This is a genomic window from Neobacillus niacini (genome assembly GCF_030817595.1).
Lineage (GTDB): Bacteria > Bacillota > Bacilli > Bacillales > Cytobacillaceae > Neobacillus > Neobacillus niacini_G.
Genome location: NZ_JAUSZN010000001.1, coordinates 277592 through 294032, shown reverse-complemented (window position 1 = coordinate 294032; position 16441 = coordinate 277592). Strand labels below are relative to the sequence as shown.

Genomic DNA, 16441 nt, shown 5'->3' with positions numbered 1-16441 from the left:
TCCTTATTGCAGATTTATTAATATTTGTAAATTAAACAGTTGCTTCTCTAAAGCGATAAGGCAAAAAATCCTCCAGCTTATTTATATAATTTGGTTGGGATTCTTTTAGTATTTCTTCCTTATCATCCAAAGGAGGAGCGATAAATTTTGTGTTAACGTTTATTTTCACTTCCTTGGCGTCTTTTCCCTTCATCATTACTTTTCTATCCCATCCATCTGTAACCAATCCTCCCCATTCTCCCAGATCAAGACATATACAATAGTAAGGCTGTCCGTAAGGTAATGAATCTTTATCGAACAAATCGCTTACCACATTATAACCTACAAATTTCCCTTGAGGTGAGGCATGTTGGCATGACATCAATGCAACATGAGTTTCATCTGCCAATACATTGGCACAATCTCCAGCAGCATACACATCCTCAGTACCTATTACACGTAAAAATTGATCAACAGGCAACCTGCGGAAATGATCACGTTCCACTGGGAAATGAGAGGTTAGAGGACTTGCTTTTACTCCTGCTGTCCAAATTGTAGTTAACGCAGGAAGTTTTTCACCATTACTTAGTACCACACCATCTTCAGAAATGCTTTGTGCTGCTACTTTTGTGATCGACTCGATACCCAAATCAGATAGAGCCCCTTTAATTACTGCACGAGCTTCTTCGCTGAATTCCGCAGCAATGTCAGAATGATCAACTAATAGAATACGCACATCAGAAGGGTCATCCCCATTTTTTTCTGCAACACCTTTTAGCATGGAGACCAATTCTGTAGCAATTTCTAGCCCAGTAAAACCGGCACCAACAACGATGCCCGTATAGCATCCTGCTAAAGATCTTTTTGATACCAAATTATCTAAGTGTTGATGAAGTTTACTTGCCTCCTGGAAAGTATCAACAGAGAAAGCATGATCTTTAAGACCAGGGATATTCGGTCTTTGCAAAATACTTCCTGCAGCCAGAACTAACTTGTCGTATGACAATGTTAAAATATCAGAAGAGCTTGAGACCGTCACTGTTTTGTTATCGAAATCGATACCTTCTACATTGCCTTCAATATTTTTCACCCCGATCGGTTCAAGGATTCTTTCGAATGGTATACGAACTTGAGACAAATCAGATTCATAATTTCTAGGACGCATATTTAAGAAAGAATCTCTACTTACCACGGTAACTTCTACTTCATTCTCCTTTTCAAGTTCAATCGCCCTTCGAATGGCCCCTGCTGCACTCCAAAAACCTGCAAATCCTCCACCGATAATCACTATTTTTTTCATAATTCACTCTCCAAACGTATTTAATATTTAAAAAATAGGAGCAAAACAATGATATCTATTAGACAAATATCCATTGCAGCTAAAGTTGATTTTTATTCTTGTCTTTTACTCTACTGTTGTTTTCACTCCAATCACTAATGACATTCAAATATATAACGAAACTATGATTCTTTTTGTGACATTTTTCGTAACTTACTTGAATCATTTGATTTATAATAGACTTACATTTGCATTTGCATACGCTTTTACTTCAGATTCAAATGATTTGCGTTCCTTTCTAGCAATCAATTGAAATGAAAAATATTCATTTTTAATTAGCCCTAAAAAATGATAGCAGTGCTTCATTAAATTCTTTGGCATGTGTTGCATTGAACCCATGTGGACCAGCCTTAATTAAAGCTAACTTAGAATTTGGAATTGCTTCATGTGTTCGCTTACCACTATATTCAAATGGGACAATCGCATCCGAATCACCATGAATAACAAGGGTAGGTATATCAAATTTGGCTAAATCCTCTCTGAAATCCGTTTTACAGAAAGCAGCTATACAATCTAGTGTTCCTTTAGGTGATGCACCTGCCGCAATATCCCTATTGTAAAGTCGGAATGGTTCGCTGACTAAGTCAGTTCTGTCTCCAATAGCAAAAAATACTCGCGTAAATTCATCAAGAAATGCTAGGCGATCATTTTTTACTCCATCTTCAAATTTTTGAATTGCTAAATCATCTAATACTCCCTCAGAATGATCTGCTGACTTGTAAAGAAATGGTGGTACAGCTCCTGCAAATACAGCCTTCTCTATTCTATTTGTTCCGTAGATTCCAATATAGCGAGCTACTTCTCCACCTCCCATTGAAAATCCTACCAGTGTCACATTTTGGAGATCCAGATCCTCTAGTAACAGATGTAAATCAGTAGCGAATGTATCATAATCGTAACCATTCCATGGCTGAGATGAGTTCCCGAACCCTCGACGGTCATAAGTTATGACTCTGTATCCAGCCTCAACGAGAGCAGGAACTTGGTATTCCCAAGATCTACCACTTAACGGCCATCCGTGAATTAATACAACTGGCTTTCCTGTACCATAATCTTCATAATATAGTTCAATGGGTTTTTGATTTTCTGTTCCTACCGTAATTTTTGCCATACTTCCACCTCAAAAAATTTTTTTAAAAATAGTCACCCAAATTACTTCACCTTCATATATATAACGAATCAGTGCTATGTTCAGTGACAAGCAGTCAAATTAGTTTTGAAGTTGATACAATTTTCAATACATTCTCTTTCTAAATAATCAGGATAATAGTTCTTTCTCATATTCTTTGTAAGGCATACTTGTTTAGATCACCAGTACCATGAATTTTCGTTTTACAAACAAACTCTAAAAAACAAAAAAACCGATTCCCTTTATGGAAACCGGTCTTTGAATGACATGTTTTACAAAACCTTATACAGTAACAAATTCTTTTTTTTCTTGTTCTACGAGGCTGTCCATTGGACCAAAAAATTCGAAATGGATTTGTTCTTCTCTAACTCCCAATTCCTTTAAGGACCGATTGATTGCTTTCATAAACGGCACTGGACCACAGAAATAAAAGTCGGCTTCCTTAACGGATACATTTTTTTCAAGCCAATCCCGTGTTACATACCCTTCTACATTAAATCGATTGTTAACCCGGTCTTCTTCAGTTGGTGAATCGTAAAAAACAACTGAATTAACATTATCAAGCGCTGACACCGCTTCTACATCTTTCCTTAGTGCATGAACTTTACCATTTTGAGATGCATGGATAAAGGTAACATTCCGTTCTGGCTGGACATCAACGACTGTTTTTAACATACTAACCATTGGAGTTAAACCAACACCTCCACTTAACAATACAACAGGGGTATTACGGATAGTATCAAGAACAAAGTCTCCTGCAGGTGCACTTACCTCTAGAATGTCCCCTTCTTTCACCTTATCATGAAGATAGTTAGAAACGATTCCATCAGGTTTGGATGTACCTGCTTCTCTCTTTACACTAATTCGGTAATAGTCTCTTCCAGGAGAATCAGATAAACTATATTGACGGATATGGGTATATTCCTCCCCTTCCATTTCTACTTTAACACTGATGTACTGACCGGGTTGAAAAGAAGCAATCGCGTTCGCGTCTTCTGGTTTTAAGTAGAAAGAAGTAATGACTTCACTTTCTTTTACTTTACGATCAACAATAAAGCTGCGGAAACCGTCCCATCCACCTAGCTGACTTGACGCCTCGTTATACATCTCAGTTTCTAAACTGATAAAAGCATTAGAAATTTCGCCAAATGCCTTGGCCCACGCATCCATGATTTCATCAGTAGCGGCTTCTCCCAATACATCCTTAATGGCTAATAAAAGGTGCTTTCCGACAATCGGATAATGTTCTGGCTTAACTCCAAGACTTCTATGTTTTTGCCCAATTTGCTTAGCCACTGGTAGAATCGCTTCAAGGTTATCAATATACTTTGCGGCTGCATAGACGGCACTTGCAAGCGCCTTTTGTTGTCTGCTCTGTTTTTGGTTTGCATGGTTAAAAATATTGAGTAATTCAGGATGGTTACCAAACATTAATTGATAGAAGCGAGTAGTAATTGCTTCTCCATGCTTTTCTAACACTGGTACTGTGGATTTAACAATATCAATTGCCTTTTTATCTAACATCAAAAACACTCCTTTTTGTAGTTAACACTATTTACATAGTGATTATATAAAATATATAACCTCGAACAAGTGATTCATATCACATATTATAATAATTATTTTTTAATAATTTTTCTCATAAAAAAAAACGCAAGAGCTATTAAAGCCTTGCGTTCTTGTTATTACCTTATATTTATGATTTGCGATTTACTTGTTAAGATAGTACGCCTTTCTTTCTTCTTCCAGTGCTTCCTTTTGGTCCTTACGGTACCAATCAGCGAAAATTATAGCTATAATGACCCCATATACAATTTCCTGCACCGTCTTCATCAGTATTCCACCGAGTTGTTGGTCATGAAGAGGACCTAATGGATTAAAGATTTTCAACAGCTCCGGGCCGGCTGATTCGAGCCTTGATAATGATGACGGTGTTGCGCATAAAGCCAATGCATTAAACCACGTCTCAGGGTTGGAATAAGTCTGATATATGGGTTTATCTGCAAAGATTATTAGCGCACAGGCTGGCAGCATTAGTGCACCATTTGCAAAAATATATCCTGTCTTAAGAATTCCTGACATTGCTTTGGATTCATTCAAATTATTTAGTACAGGCCAAAACAGGAAAATGGCAAGAAAGAATAATAGTGTATGCATGAGAGCATGATAGAAATTATTCGTTTTTGAAAAATCTAGTATCAGCGGGATATGGTAGAATGAAAATAAAACATTAAACAAAAGCATAGAGATCAACGGTTTAGTAAAAAAACAAAACAAAGGTTTTATCAACTTGATGTTTATCACAGTTTTCCATAACCAGTCAGGTATCCCTTTAATAAAGAGAATTGGTATAATTAATAAGAGGAACGCCATTTGAACCATGTGCATCGTCAGCATCATGTGGCTCATCAAGTCAATGGGCGAACCTTTAATCAGGTACAAAAGGAGAATGAATCCTACGAAAAAGGCCGCCTGACTTTTTGAAAGAGGTTCACTCTGATTAAAACATTTCCTATATTTCACTGTAATTAGGTAATAAAGAAAAAATATCAAGCATAAATACATGGCGAAAAACGGGCTCCATAGTGAGCGAAAGTCAAATAAATAAAATATAGCCATACTTCGATTCCTCCTATTCCTATAATAATAGAAAGACCAAAGATGAAACCATCCAAATCCATACTATTTTAGTCATCCAATTTTATTGATTAACCGTACAATACAGACAAGCATATTAGCCTCATTCAACTATAAAATATCAGGAAACAAACAGGCTTCCATAAACAAAAAAAAAAACGCAAAAACAAAGAGCTTTGCGTTTCTTCATTGTTAATAAAAATAAAAATTGTTAACATTCCTATACCATGAGTAAGTTAGATGCAAGTAATTCATTATAGAATTTATTAAATTGATCAAGATCCATTTGCTGTTGGGAATCTGATAGGGCAACAGCAGGATCCGGATGAACTTCAGCCATCACCCCATCTGCTCCAATTGCAATCGCAGCCTTAGCTGTTGGAAGAAGTAAATCTCTTCTACCTGTTGAGTGAGTAACATCTACCATAACCGGTAAATGTGTTTCTTGTTTTAAAATAGGAACGGCGGAAATATCAAGCGTATTTCTTGTAGCTTTTTCGTAAGTTCTAATGCCTCTCTCACAAAGGATGATTTTATCATTACCTTGAGCCATAATGTACTCTGCAGCATTGATAAATTCTTCAATTGTTGCAGCTAACCCCCTCTTTAATAAAACAGGCTTTTTAACTGCGCCTGCTGCTTTTAATAGTTCAAAGTTTTGCATATTCCGAGCGCCAATTTGAATGACATCAATATAATCTAATGCAAATTCAATATCTGCAGGACTTACAATTTCACTAATAACAGCCATATCAAACTCATCAGCAACACGTTTTAATATTTTTAATCCTTCTACACCTAATCCTTGGAAATCGTATGGAGAAGTCCTAGGCTTATAAGCTCCACCGCGAAGAAGCCTTAGACCTTTTTCTTTCATCGATTTTGCAACTAATGCTACTTGTTCATATGACTCAACTGAACATGGTCCAAAGACAAAGTGAGTCTTTCCGTCCCCAATTTCTTCACCTTTTAATGTAACAATCGTGTCTTCAGGCTTTTTCTTACGTGAAACAAGTAATACTTTCTTATGATCATCTTTTTGTAAATCTAAACTAGCTTTAAAAATTTCCTTAAAAATATGATCGATTGTTGAATTGTCGAATGGTCCATCATTATTTTCTTTAATGGTATCGAGCATTGTTCTTTCACGGACAGGATCGTAACGGAATACCCCCTGATTCTCTTTAATCTGCCCGATTTTCTGAACTAGTCGTGCCCTTTCATTAATGAGCCTCAATACCTCCAAGTTTAATTCGTCAACTCTTGTTCTTAATTGATCTAATTTGTCATTAGCCATAATTCTTCCCCTACCTTTATAAAACATATTTTTGAATACACAACTATTTATTAGGATTTATTACAAATAATTTTCTTAATTCGGTTTAGGTCCTTATTTTACATCCCCTACAAATTTTTTTATTCTTTCCATCGCCACTTGCAGTTTTTCTATCGAAGTTGCATAGGAGCATCGAATATACCCTTCTCCACTATCACCGAATGCATTTCCGGGTACAACGGCTACCTTATATCGAATTAAAAGTTTTTCCGCAAACTGTTCTGACGTTTGCCCAGTTTGGCGAATCGATGGAAATACGTAGAAAGCCCCTTCTGGCAAATGACAATGTAAACCTATTTCATTCAGTTGTTTTACTATAAAATTTCTACGTTTACGATAGGAATTTCTCATCTCAACTATATATTCTTGTCCATTTTTTAACGCCTCAATTGCTCCATATTGAGTTATAGTTGAAGCACTAATGATGGTGTGTTGAAGGACCTTTAATATCGGTTGCGTTAACCATTCTGGAGCACATATAAAACCTAATCTCCATCCAGTCATTGCAAAAGCTTTTGAAAATCCGGATACAAGAATGGTCCGGTCTCTCATTCCCTTAATAGAGGCTATCGAGTAAAAGGTGTCTTTTTCATATGTCAACTCAGCATAGATTTCATCAGTAATAACTAACAAATCATGTTCTACGATAATTTCAGCTATTGCTTCTAATTCCTGTTGGTTCAACAAACTTCCTGTAGGGTTGTTCGGAAAACAAAGAATAATTGCCTTTGTTCTTGGGGAAATCGCTTGTTTAATTTGTTCGGGATGAGGTTTAAACTCATCTTCAAAGGAAGTAACAATTGGTATAGGATTCCCCCCAGCCATTGAAACCAACGCCTTATAAGCAACATAGCTTGGTTCTACTATCATCACTTCGTCACCAGGATTTATAATAGCCCTCAATGAACTGTCTAATGCTTGACTACCTCCTACTGTAACAATTATTTCTGTAGTAGGTGAGTAGGAAACTTTAAAACGGTTACTCATATAGGATGATATTTCCTTACGTAGTTCTATTTGACCTTCTATTTCTGTATAGGAAGTAAACCCCTGTTCAATAGATTGGATGGAAGCATGGCATATAGACCAAGGTGTGGTAAAATCCGGTTCACCCACTCCTAATGAGATTATTCCTTCCATATTATTAGCCAAATCAAAGAATCGACGAATACCAGAAGGTCTTATTTGTTCGATTCGAGAGGCAAGATACGATTTCATAGATATATACCACCATTTAATTATCTTATTTACTGTTCCTTAATACCCAAATTCGCAGCTAAAATTAGCTAGGTCTCCTACCTATCCCTGTAATCAAAATTGTCAAATCTACTCCTTCCTGAACAGACCTTTAATAAGAAAGCAATCATTAAGATTACCTTTTAATCTATAATAAAGAAACTTTAGATAAAATAACCATCCAATTATCTATTTTTTCAACCATCCTTTCCCGAAAAGAAAACATTATTTTCGACAGTTTCGCCACCCCATCAGAATCTAATTACTTAGTAATAATTTTAATATCTTTAATCATATCGTCATAAGGAACATCAATTCCATCATAACTTTTGACCACATTCCCATCTTGATCAATAAGAAAAAAAGAAGTACCATGGATGACTTGGTTATCTGTGCCTGGTTTTTTTACAATGGTTTTGAAATTCTTCATAGCATATTCTTCAATAAATTCTTGTGAATATCCGGTTAATAGATGCCATTTTGTTATATCTCCATTAAATTTCATGACATATTCCTTTAATTTCTTAGGTGTATCTACGGTTGGATCTACGCTGAATGAGACGATGTCCACATCTAATCCTTTTTCTATTAACATCCCTTGCAGTTTGGTCATATTAGCGGTCATAGGTGGACAAACGGTGGCACAATTGGTAAAGATAAAATCTGCAACCCAGACTTGTCCCTTTAAATCTCTTAAACTTATATTTTTTCCTTTTTCTGTTGTGGCCGAAAAGTTGGGTAGCTCCCAATTCAGAGGATCTTTTATTCCTTTTCCGCAGCTGGTTAGCAGAAGAACAAAGAAAAACGACACAATAATCTTAACCATTTTCTTCATAATTTTCCCCCCTATATTAAATCAGAATTGATAAAAAGTAAGAAACTCGCCATAAAATAAAGCATAAACATCGAAAAAAAAAGAAAGCTGCTTGACTATCGGTAACTAGTTAAGCGGTTTTCTTGTTAAGAAATTACTCTAAATAACTATTAAATTACTCTTCTACTATGTTATTAAAAAAGCTTATATGCTTCTTCTCATCTTTTATTTTACATTATGAATCTTCAAAAATTCTTCATCGGCATTTCGGGTACCTTCTATTATTGCTTGAGTCGCCCACGTACTTCCAACAATATAAACTGTTACAAATAAATATGCAAAAAACAAATGAATCCCCACCTTTTCCTAATATATATAACGAAGAAAGCAGATTTTTAAACCAATTGTTCAACTAACCTAGTATTTTTATGGCAGAGCTGGTCCCAATTCTTGTTGCTCCAGCATCTACCATTGCTTTCATATCTTCAATATTCTTAACTCCCCCTGAAGCCTTAACTCCAACATTTGGTCCAACTGCTTTTCTCATCATCGCAACATCTTCAACAGTTGCTCCATGCAAAGAAAAACCTGTTGAAGTCTTGACGTAGTCTGCTCCAGCTTTTACAGAAATTTTGCATGCTCGTACTTTTTCTTCATTCGTTAATAGACATGACTCAATAATAACTTTTACTAGAGCCTTTCCTTTTGCAGCCTCCACAACTGATCGTATATCTTCCTCAACTAGTGCATCGTTTTTGTCTTTTAATGCCCCAATATTTATCACTGTATCTACTTCTACCGCTCCGTTTTCAATCGCATTTTTGGTTTCAAATGCCTTTGTTTCGGGCGTGTTGGCACCTAAAGGAAATCCTATAACCGTACAGACATTTACATCCGAATCGCGCAAAAGTTCTGCTGATAAGCTTACCCATGCAGGATTTACAACTGCTGATGCAAAGCCATATTGTTTTGCTTCTTGGCATAAATTAATGATATCTTTTTCTTTGGTGTCAGGTGAAAGTAATGTATGATCGATTAATTTTGCTAAGTTCATCTAATTCGCCACCTCATAGTTTTTTATTTAATTGCTAACTGTTCTTTAATGACACGTATATTTTTTAGTTCAACATCCTCAGCACCTTGAACGGGAAGCCCGGCTTCAACATTCATCCTTGTATATACTAGATTATCCTGAGTGATAATTTCTCCCGGTATAAAAATAGGAATTCCAGGTGGATAAACCATTACAAATTCTGCAATGATTCTTCCTGCGGACTCTTCAAAAGGAATCACTTCTGTATCAGCATAAAAAGCATCTCGCGGTGTCAAAACTAACAAAGGAATCTCAGGCAACAAAACCGAGCTGTCTACATTCTTGTCCACATGTGTTTTGTATTCTTGGGATAGTTCGGTTAAGGCTTGAATAAATGTTAATAAATCTTCCTCAGTATCACCAGGAGTGACGATACAAAGAATGTTGTAGAGATCAGATAATTCCACTTCAATATTAAATCGAGCACGAAGCCATTTTTCCACATCGTAACCTGTAATACCAAGCTCTTTTACTGAGATTAGCAGCTTAGTTGGATCCATCGCTTCTGCCGCGCTTGATTCCAAAACTTCACGGCCCATACAATAGAGATGAGGAATTTCATTAATTTTCGTGCGAGTTTCTTCTGCTTTTCGAATCGTGTCCTCTAGTAGCGCTTGTCCTTCAGTAGCCAGTGATTTTCTTGCCACATCTAAAGATGAAAGTAGTAAATAAGAAGTCGAAGTTGTTGTTAACATACTTAAGACAGATTGTACCCTTTTTGGAGAAACAAGTTTCCCTTGCAAATTCAATATAGAACTCTGTGTAAGAGAACCTCCTAATTTATGAACACTTGTTGCAGCCATATCCGCACCTGCTTCCATAGCAGATAAAGGCAATTCCCTATGAAAATGAATATGTGCTCCATGGGCTTCATCTACAAGTACAGGAATATTCCTGGAATGAGCGATTTTTACTATTCTTTTTAAATCACCCGACACACCATAATAGGTTGGATTAATAACAAGAACTGCTTTGGTATCAGGATGAAGCTCTAATGCTCGTTCGATAGAACCTGGTGTAATTCCATGTGAGATACCAAAATAGGAATCCACTTCAGGATGAATAAAGATAGGAATAGCACCTGAAAAAACAATGGCACTCATTATCGATTTATGAACATTTCGAGGCACCAGTATTTTATCACCAGGTCCACAAGCAGACATAATCATAGCTATAATAGCCCCGCTAGTACCCTGTACAGAGAAGAAGGTATAATCTGCACCAAATGCTTCGGCAGCTAACTCTTGTGACTGTTTTATAATTCCTTTAGGAAGATGTAAATCATCAAGTGGTCCTATATTGATTAAGTCGATTGATAGAGCATTTTTGCCAATGAATTCTCTAAAATCAGGATCCATTCCATTTCCTTTTTTATGTCCTGGGATATGAAATTGAATCGGATTCTTTTCTGCGTGTTTTTTTAAGGCTGTAAATAACGGAGTTTCAAATTGGTCCACCAATTTTTACACACCCTTTCTCATCTGCATATTGAAGTCATAATCATAGTCGTAATAGATGATTAAAGTGTTGTTTAGACACATACTTTCCTACAAAAAACGAACCAAACTCTCCAAATCTCGCACTAACTTCATCAAAACGCATTTCATAAATAAGTTTTTTAAATTGGATAGGGTCCTCTGCAAATAGAGCTACGCCCCATTCATAATTATCAAATCCAACCGACCCTAAAATAATCTGTTTTACTTTCCCCGCGTACTTTCTTCCGATTAAGCTGTGGCTTCGCATCATTTGATTTCGGTCTTCGGTTGATAACATGTACCAATTATCACTACCGCTGCGAAGTTTATTCATGGGATAAAAACAAATATAGTCGGTGGTAGGAATTTTTGGAAACAATCGTGTTCTTATTTCCGGTTTACTATATGGATCTTCCCCCTTAGGAAGATAGTTACTAAGTTCTACTACCGATAAATACGATGTAGATTGTTCTGTATACTCAGCAAATTTTGTTTTATTAAAAGCTAGTTCAATCTGAAATAATTCTTCCAAGGTCGGACGGAGGAACATAAGCATGATATCTGCTTTATGCCCTGCAATTTGAAAGAGGGCATGACTGCCTTTCCCTTTCTCTTGGTTATCGGTCCATTCGTCCCACAATTCCACTATTTCCTCAAGAATTTCTTGACGTTGATGCTCGTTCAAGGACCTCCAGCTCTTCCAATTTATTTTGCGAAAATCGTTAAAGCAGTACCATCCCTCAAGTGTTTCTGCAGCATTAGACATTTTGACTTACTCCCTTTGTTTCTAAAATAATGATACCGATGTAAATTAGTACAAAAAGTTCTTCTGTATCTTATTCTAAAAGGATAAAAATCCCACATACTTTGGTGATAAGAAATTGTGAATCTTTTCACACACTTCACCAATCATCATGCCCATGACTTTTCTTTTTAAGTGGACCCAGTAATAAATCCACTCCTTCATAATAAAGGGATTTTAGAAACTTATAACCATCCAATCAGACACTTTTTTACCCATCCATATTATTTCAAAATAAAAAGAACCACGATTAAATCATGATTCTTGGTAAAGAAAATTATAAGCAGGAATTATTGTTAAAGAGAATTAAGAGCTTCTGCAAACCTTTTAATTCCTTCATGTATTGATTCCTCATCTTCCCTAGCGAATGTAAACCGCACAAACCCCTTTTTGGATCCCATGGTGGAACCAGGGACATAAATAACTCCCCTTTTTATGGATTCCTCCAGTAATTGCATTTCGTTAAAGTCGTTTTTTATCCGGCACCATAAGTGAATGCCTCCCTGAGGGATTGAAAATTCAACTTGTTCCTTTAAATAATAATTAAGGCTAGTGATAATTTGATCCCTTCGTTTTTCTAACTCCTTCACCAAACTATTGATATGTGAATGGAAACTTTCCGATTCTAAAAAATCATTTGCAATCCATTGAGTAAAGCTTGCATGCCCGAAGTCAATTTGTTGTTTCGCGTCGGATAGCCTTTCAATGACTGGCTTTGGTCCGATAATCCAACCAATTCTTAACCCTGAAGCAACTATCTTTGATAAAGAGCTAATATATAAGACGTTTCCATGAATATCCATCGATTTTAATGTTGTAACCTCTTCACCCGTAAAAGAAGTTAGACTATATGGATCGTCCTCCACTACGGGAATCCCATGTTCAGAGGATATTTCTAAAATCGCTTTCCTCTGTTTTTCATGAAGTAAGGTCCCTGTAGGATTTTGAAATGAAGGGTTTAAGAATATCATTTTAATTCGATGTTTTTTATGTAAAGTTAATAATTCATCTGGGTTTATTCCATCCTTATTAACCGAAAGAAAATATGGTTGTATTCCGGCTGATTTAAAAATCGGAAGATTGTAAGTATAGGATGGGTCCTCTAAAGCAACTGCATCTCCAGGCTTTAACAGGCACTGTACTACTAGGTGTAAGGCCTGCTGGGCGCCAGATGTAACTAATATCGAAGAAGGATCAGATTCAATTCTTCGATATTGCTTTACATGCTTTGTAATTGTCTCTCTAAGAATAAGGTTACCTTGTGGATGGTCATATCCCAGGCTTCCGATAAACGATCTAGAAGCAGTAATCTGTCTTAAAGAATCTAAGGGAAAAAGATCTTCGGATAATTCTCCACTGGCTAAATTAATGAGTTTATGTTCGACTGCTTCTTTTCGGATTCTCTGGGTAACAGGTAAATTTGGTAAAAATGATCCCGCCTCAATGTATCTGTTCCAGCTCGGGATACGCTTCTTCGTAATCCCCCAGATATCCTTGCTTATGGTTGTCCCGCTTCCTCTATTTCGTTGAATCAGCCCATTTGATTCTAACTCATCATAGGCGGAAACCACTGTACTTCTATTTACGTTAAGTTCCTTAGCTAAGTATCTTTCTGATGGTAATGGTTTATCTGGCGGAAATGTTCCATTTGCAATACCATTTTCAATGTATTCGGCAAGCTGTTTATAGATAGCTTTTTTAGCTTTACGATCAGGTTTCCAGTCCATTGACTACAGTCCTTATGATTTTATTTTTTTACTTTTATTATTTTTCTATTTCACATTTTTACTCTTAAGTTATTTCCTACCAGAAAAAACACAAAAAAATATCCTATCGAATTATTAAGTAAATAGGAAACAAAACAATATTTTTTATGCGAAGAATCTAATATACACTCCAAGAGAAATTAAAGATAAGGTAATAATCACAACATAAATTAATGTTAAATTTGTGGTATTTCTTTTTGTCGAACTGCTATAATTTTCATCACTTTTTCCTGTGAGCAGCAGTGTTGAAACAATTGCTATTAATAAAATAATAATGACCAAAACATACATTACACTCATGTTCCACCTCTTAAACAAATCTTTTTTAACCTATATAGAAATGGGAATCGCTAACGATCGCGGTATAGACTTCAATAATAGATTATCCTTTATGCACGTTAATTTTGTAATAAGTCTATTATAATATTTATCCACATATAAATGACCATCCAATTAATAATAATTTCAACCAACCACTTCCGTTTTACTTTTTTATAAATCTTCTTTTAAATATAAAAAGAAGAGCTACCTTATAGTAGCCCTTAATAATAATCCCTGGTACTTCATCAATTTTGCCACTTAGGACATTTTAAAAGTGCCAAATATCAAAAAAATTCATGTACAAAATTTTATGATACCCATACAACCTTGCCAAGGAATGAATGTTGCCGGAAAAAGTTATTTACTCTACCTTTATGGTGTTTTCACTTTCTATTTTTTTTTGATAAGTTAAAGGTGTTACACCAGTAAATTTCTTAAATGCCCTACTAAAATAAGCAGGGTTATTTTTAAAGCCTATTTTTTCTGCTACATCGCAGACCTTTAAATCGTTAGTTTTAGCGATAAGTTCCATAGCCCTATTCATGCGATATTGCATTAAGTAATCGGTAAAGGTTTGCCCGGTTTCTTTTTTAAATTGCTTTCCTAAATAGTCCTTATTCATAAAGATTATTTCTTGAGCCATCCACTTTAATGATAAATCAGGATTACTTATGTGTTTATCAATCTCATCCAAAATTTGATTTATTACTATACTATATTGCTTGGCATTGTTTTTTTGGTTTACTTTGCCTAAATCATTTGTAATGTTAATTAATTCTGTTTTGATAGAGTCAATATTATCCGTTTGGATTATAACTAAAAGATCATCTGAGTAATAATAAATGAGCTCAGAATTATCCAGTCCAGAAGCTTTTATAGGATTGTGATTTAACAGACAACTAATCTGATTCATATATTCCCCCCTCACTGAAATCACTTACTAATTGATCATGTTATCAATATTTAAAGGAATAGTTGATTGAATACTTTGAAGCCTCTGTTGAAAATAGCAACCTTGTCACTCACAATCTATCTATCAATTTGTAAGCCTTTTACGCTTATGTCGAAAAAAAGAGACCACAACAGAAGGACCAGAATAAAACTACAGTCAATCCGTGTGAGTCTCCATTTCTCCATCACAAATTATTAACTTGATTACTATGTTAATAGTTATTGAAAACGACGTCACCTGGGCGAACTACATGGCTCCAAATAGTTTCGGAACAAACAAGGTAATAGCTGGAATATACGTTACGAGCAGTAACGTAACAATTAAACCTGCCATGAAAATTAATAGCGGTCTTGTTACTGCCTCTATGCTAACCCCTCCAACACTGCATCCGACAAACAAACTGCTTCCGGATGGCGGACTCACAATACCAATGCAGAGGTTAAAAACTAAAACAATTCCAAAATGTACAGGATCCATACCTATTTGAGTTACAATTGGTAAAAAGATGGGGGTAAAAATCAGGATTGCCGGTGTAATATCCATTACGGTGCCGACTAAAAGCAATACGACATTCATAATTAATAGAATAACGATAGGTTTATCTGAAATGGATAATACAGCCTCACTGATCGCAGCAGGTATACCGCTAAACGCCATTACCCAGGACATGATTGAGGAAGCCGCGACCAGGAATAGCACAATCCCTGTCATTACAACTGTTTCACCTAATATCTTGGGAACATCGGACCATTTTAAGGTTTTATAAATAATAGATAGAATGACAGAGTATAAAACAGCGACCGCAGAACCTTCCGTTGCAGTAAAGACTCCTGCCACGATTCCCCCGATAACAATCACGATGAGTAGTAAGCTTGGAATGGCGTCAATAATAACTTTGGAACCCTCAGAAAAGCTCGGTCTTTTTGCTACTGGATAATTCTCTTTTTTAGCAATATAGTAGGCAATCGCCATAACCGTTAGCCCCATTAGGATTCCCGGTACATAGCCTGCTAAAAATAATGCGGCAATCGAAGTTCCTCCGCTGACCATCGAGTAAATAATAAATGCTCCGCTCGGAGGAATCAATAGACCTGTGGGGGAAGAGGCAATATTTACAGCGGCAGAATATGCTTTGTTATACCCTTCTTTTTCCTGAAGCGGAGCCATAGTACCACCGATGGCAGCCGCTGCCGCTACTGCAGAACCTGAAATCGATCCAAACAGCATGTTCCCTACGACATTAGTATGAGCTAGTGATCCAGGAAGACTGCCGCCCAGTAACTTTGCAAGGTTGACAAGACGCAGGGCGATTCCCCCGTTATTCATAATAATTCCAGACAAAATGAAAAAGATGACGGCCAAAAGGGAAAAACTGTCGATTCCAGTTACCATTTTTTGAGCTGCCGTAAAAATGGCAACGTCAAACGGTACAATCATGATCGCAGCAATAAAAGATGCTATTCCGGTGGCTACAGAAATTGGAACCCCCATTGCCATTAAAATAATAAAGCTTATTACCATCACTAAACCTGTTTCAATCGCACCCATGAAAAACTCCT

Annotated in this window: 14 protein-coding genes; all 14 read right to left on the bottom strand. The window is 36.2% G+C overall.

Going from position 1 to position 16441, the window contains the following annotated elements:
- Positions 1-31: 31 nt before the first annotated feature.
- Positions 32-1279, bottom strand: a complete 1248-nt coding sequence (locus QFZ31_RS01485; RefSeq protein WP_307300303.1) for an NAD(P)/FAD-dependent oxidoreductase — start codon at positions 1277-1279, stop codon at positions 32-34.
- Positions 1280-1589: 310 nt separating this feature from the next.
- The gene (locus tag QFZ31_RS01480) at positions 1590-2429 is read right to left on the bottom strand and encodes an alpha/beta fold hydrolase (RefSeq protein WP_307300301.1); all 840 of its coding nucleotides are present in this window, start codon (positions 2427-2429) and stop codon (positions 1590-1592) included.
- A gap of 300 nt (positions 2430-2729) precedes the next feature.
- Positions 2730-3971, bottom strand: a complete 1242-nt coding sequence (gene hmpA, locus QFZ31_RS01475) for an NO-inducible flavohemoprotein (RefSeq protein WP_307300300.1) — start codon at positions 3969-3971, stop codon at positions 2730-2732.
- Positions 3972-4157: 186 nt separating this feature from the next.
- The gene (ctaG, locus tag QFZ31_RS01470; RefSeq protein WP_307300298.1) at positions 4158-5066 is read right to left on the bottom strand and encodes a cytochrome c oxidase assembly factor CtaG; all 909 of its coding nucleotides are present in this window, start codon (positions 5064-5066) and stop codon (positions 4158-4160) included.
- Positions 5067-5304: 238 nt separating this feature from the next.
- Positions 5305-6381 (bottom strand): bifunctional 3-deoxy-7-phosphoheptulonate synthase/chorismate mutase, encoded by a 1077-nt coding sequence (locus tag QFZ31_RS01465; protein WP_307300296.1) that lies wholly within the window; start codon positions 6379-6381, stop codon positions 5305-5307.
- 93 nt (positions 6382-6474) lie between these two features.
- A complete protein-coding gene (locus QFZ31_RS01460) occupies positions 6475-7638 on the bottom strand; it encodes an aminotransferase (RefSeq protein WP_307300294.1) in 1164 nt (387 codons plus the stop codon).
- Positions 7639-7918: 280 nt separating this feature from the next.
- Complete coding sequence (locus QFZ31_RS01455; RefSeq protein WP_373459896.1) at positions 7919-8482, bottom strand: SCO family protein; 564 nt, start codon at positions 8480-8482, stop codon at positions 7919-7921.
- A 400-nt stretch (positions 8483-8882) separates the two neighbouring features.
- Positions 8883-9524, bottom strand: a complete 642-nt coding sequence (gene deoC, locus QFZ31_RS01450; protein WP_307300291.1) for a deoxyribose-phosphate aldolase — start codon at positions 9522-9524, stop codon at positions 8883-8885.
- 23 nt (positions 9525-9547) lie between these two features.
- Positions 9548-11020 (bottom strand): aminotransferase class I/II-fold pyridoxal phosphate-dependent enzyme, encoded by a 1473-nt coding sequence (locus QFZ31_RS01445; protein ID WP_307300289.1) that lies wholly within the window; start codon positions 11018-11020, stop codon positions 9548-9550.
- A gap of 43 nt (positions 11021-11063) precedes the next feature.
- Positions 11064-11807: a hydrogen peroxide-dependent heme synthase gene (hemQ, locus tag QFZ31_RS01440; protein WP_307300287.1), complete on the bottom strand. Its 744-nt coding sequence runs from the start codon at positions 11805-11807 to the stop codon at positions 11064-11066.
- A 332-nt stretch (positions 11808-12139) separates the two neighbouring features.
- Positions 12140-13570 (bottom strand): PLP-dependent aminotransferase family protein, encoded by a 1431-nt coding sequence (locus QFZ31_RS01435; protein WP_307300286.1) that lies wholly within the window; start codon positions 13568-13570, stop codon positions 12140-12142.
- A gap of 144 nt (positions 13571-13714) precedes the next feature.
- Positions 13715-13909: a hypothetical protein gene (locus QFZ31_RS01430; RefSeq protein ID WP_307300285.1), complete on the bottom strand. Its 195-nt coding sequence runs from the start codon at positions 13907-13909 to the stop codon at positions 13715-13717.
- Between the two features lie 382 nt (positions 13910-14291).
- Entirely contained in the window at positions 14292-14843 is a 552-nt protein-coding gene (locus tag QFZ31_RS01425; protein ID WP_307300283.1) for a helix-turn-helix domain-containing protein, read from the bottom strand.
- 285 nt (positions 14844-15128) lie between these two features.
- Positions 15129-16430, bottom strand: coding sequence for a TRAP transporter large permease (locus tag QFZ31_RS01420; protein ID WP_307300281.1), 1302 nt, complete (start codon positions 16428-16430; stop codon positions 15129-15131).
- Between the last annotated feature and the right edge of the window lie 11 nt (positions 16431-16441).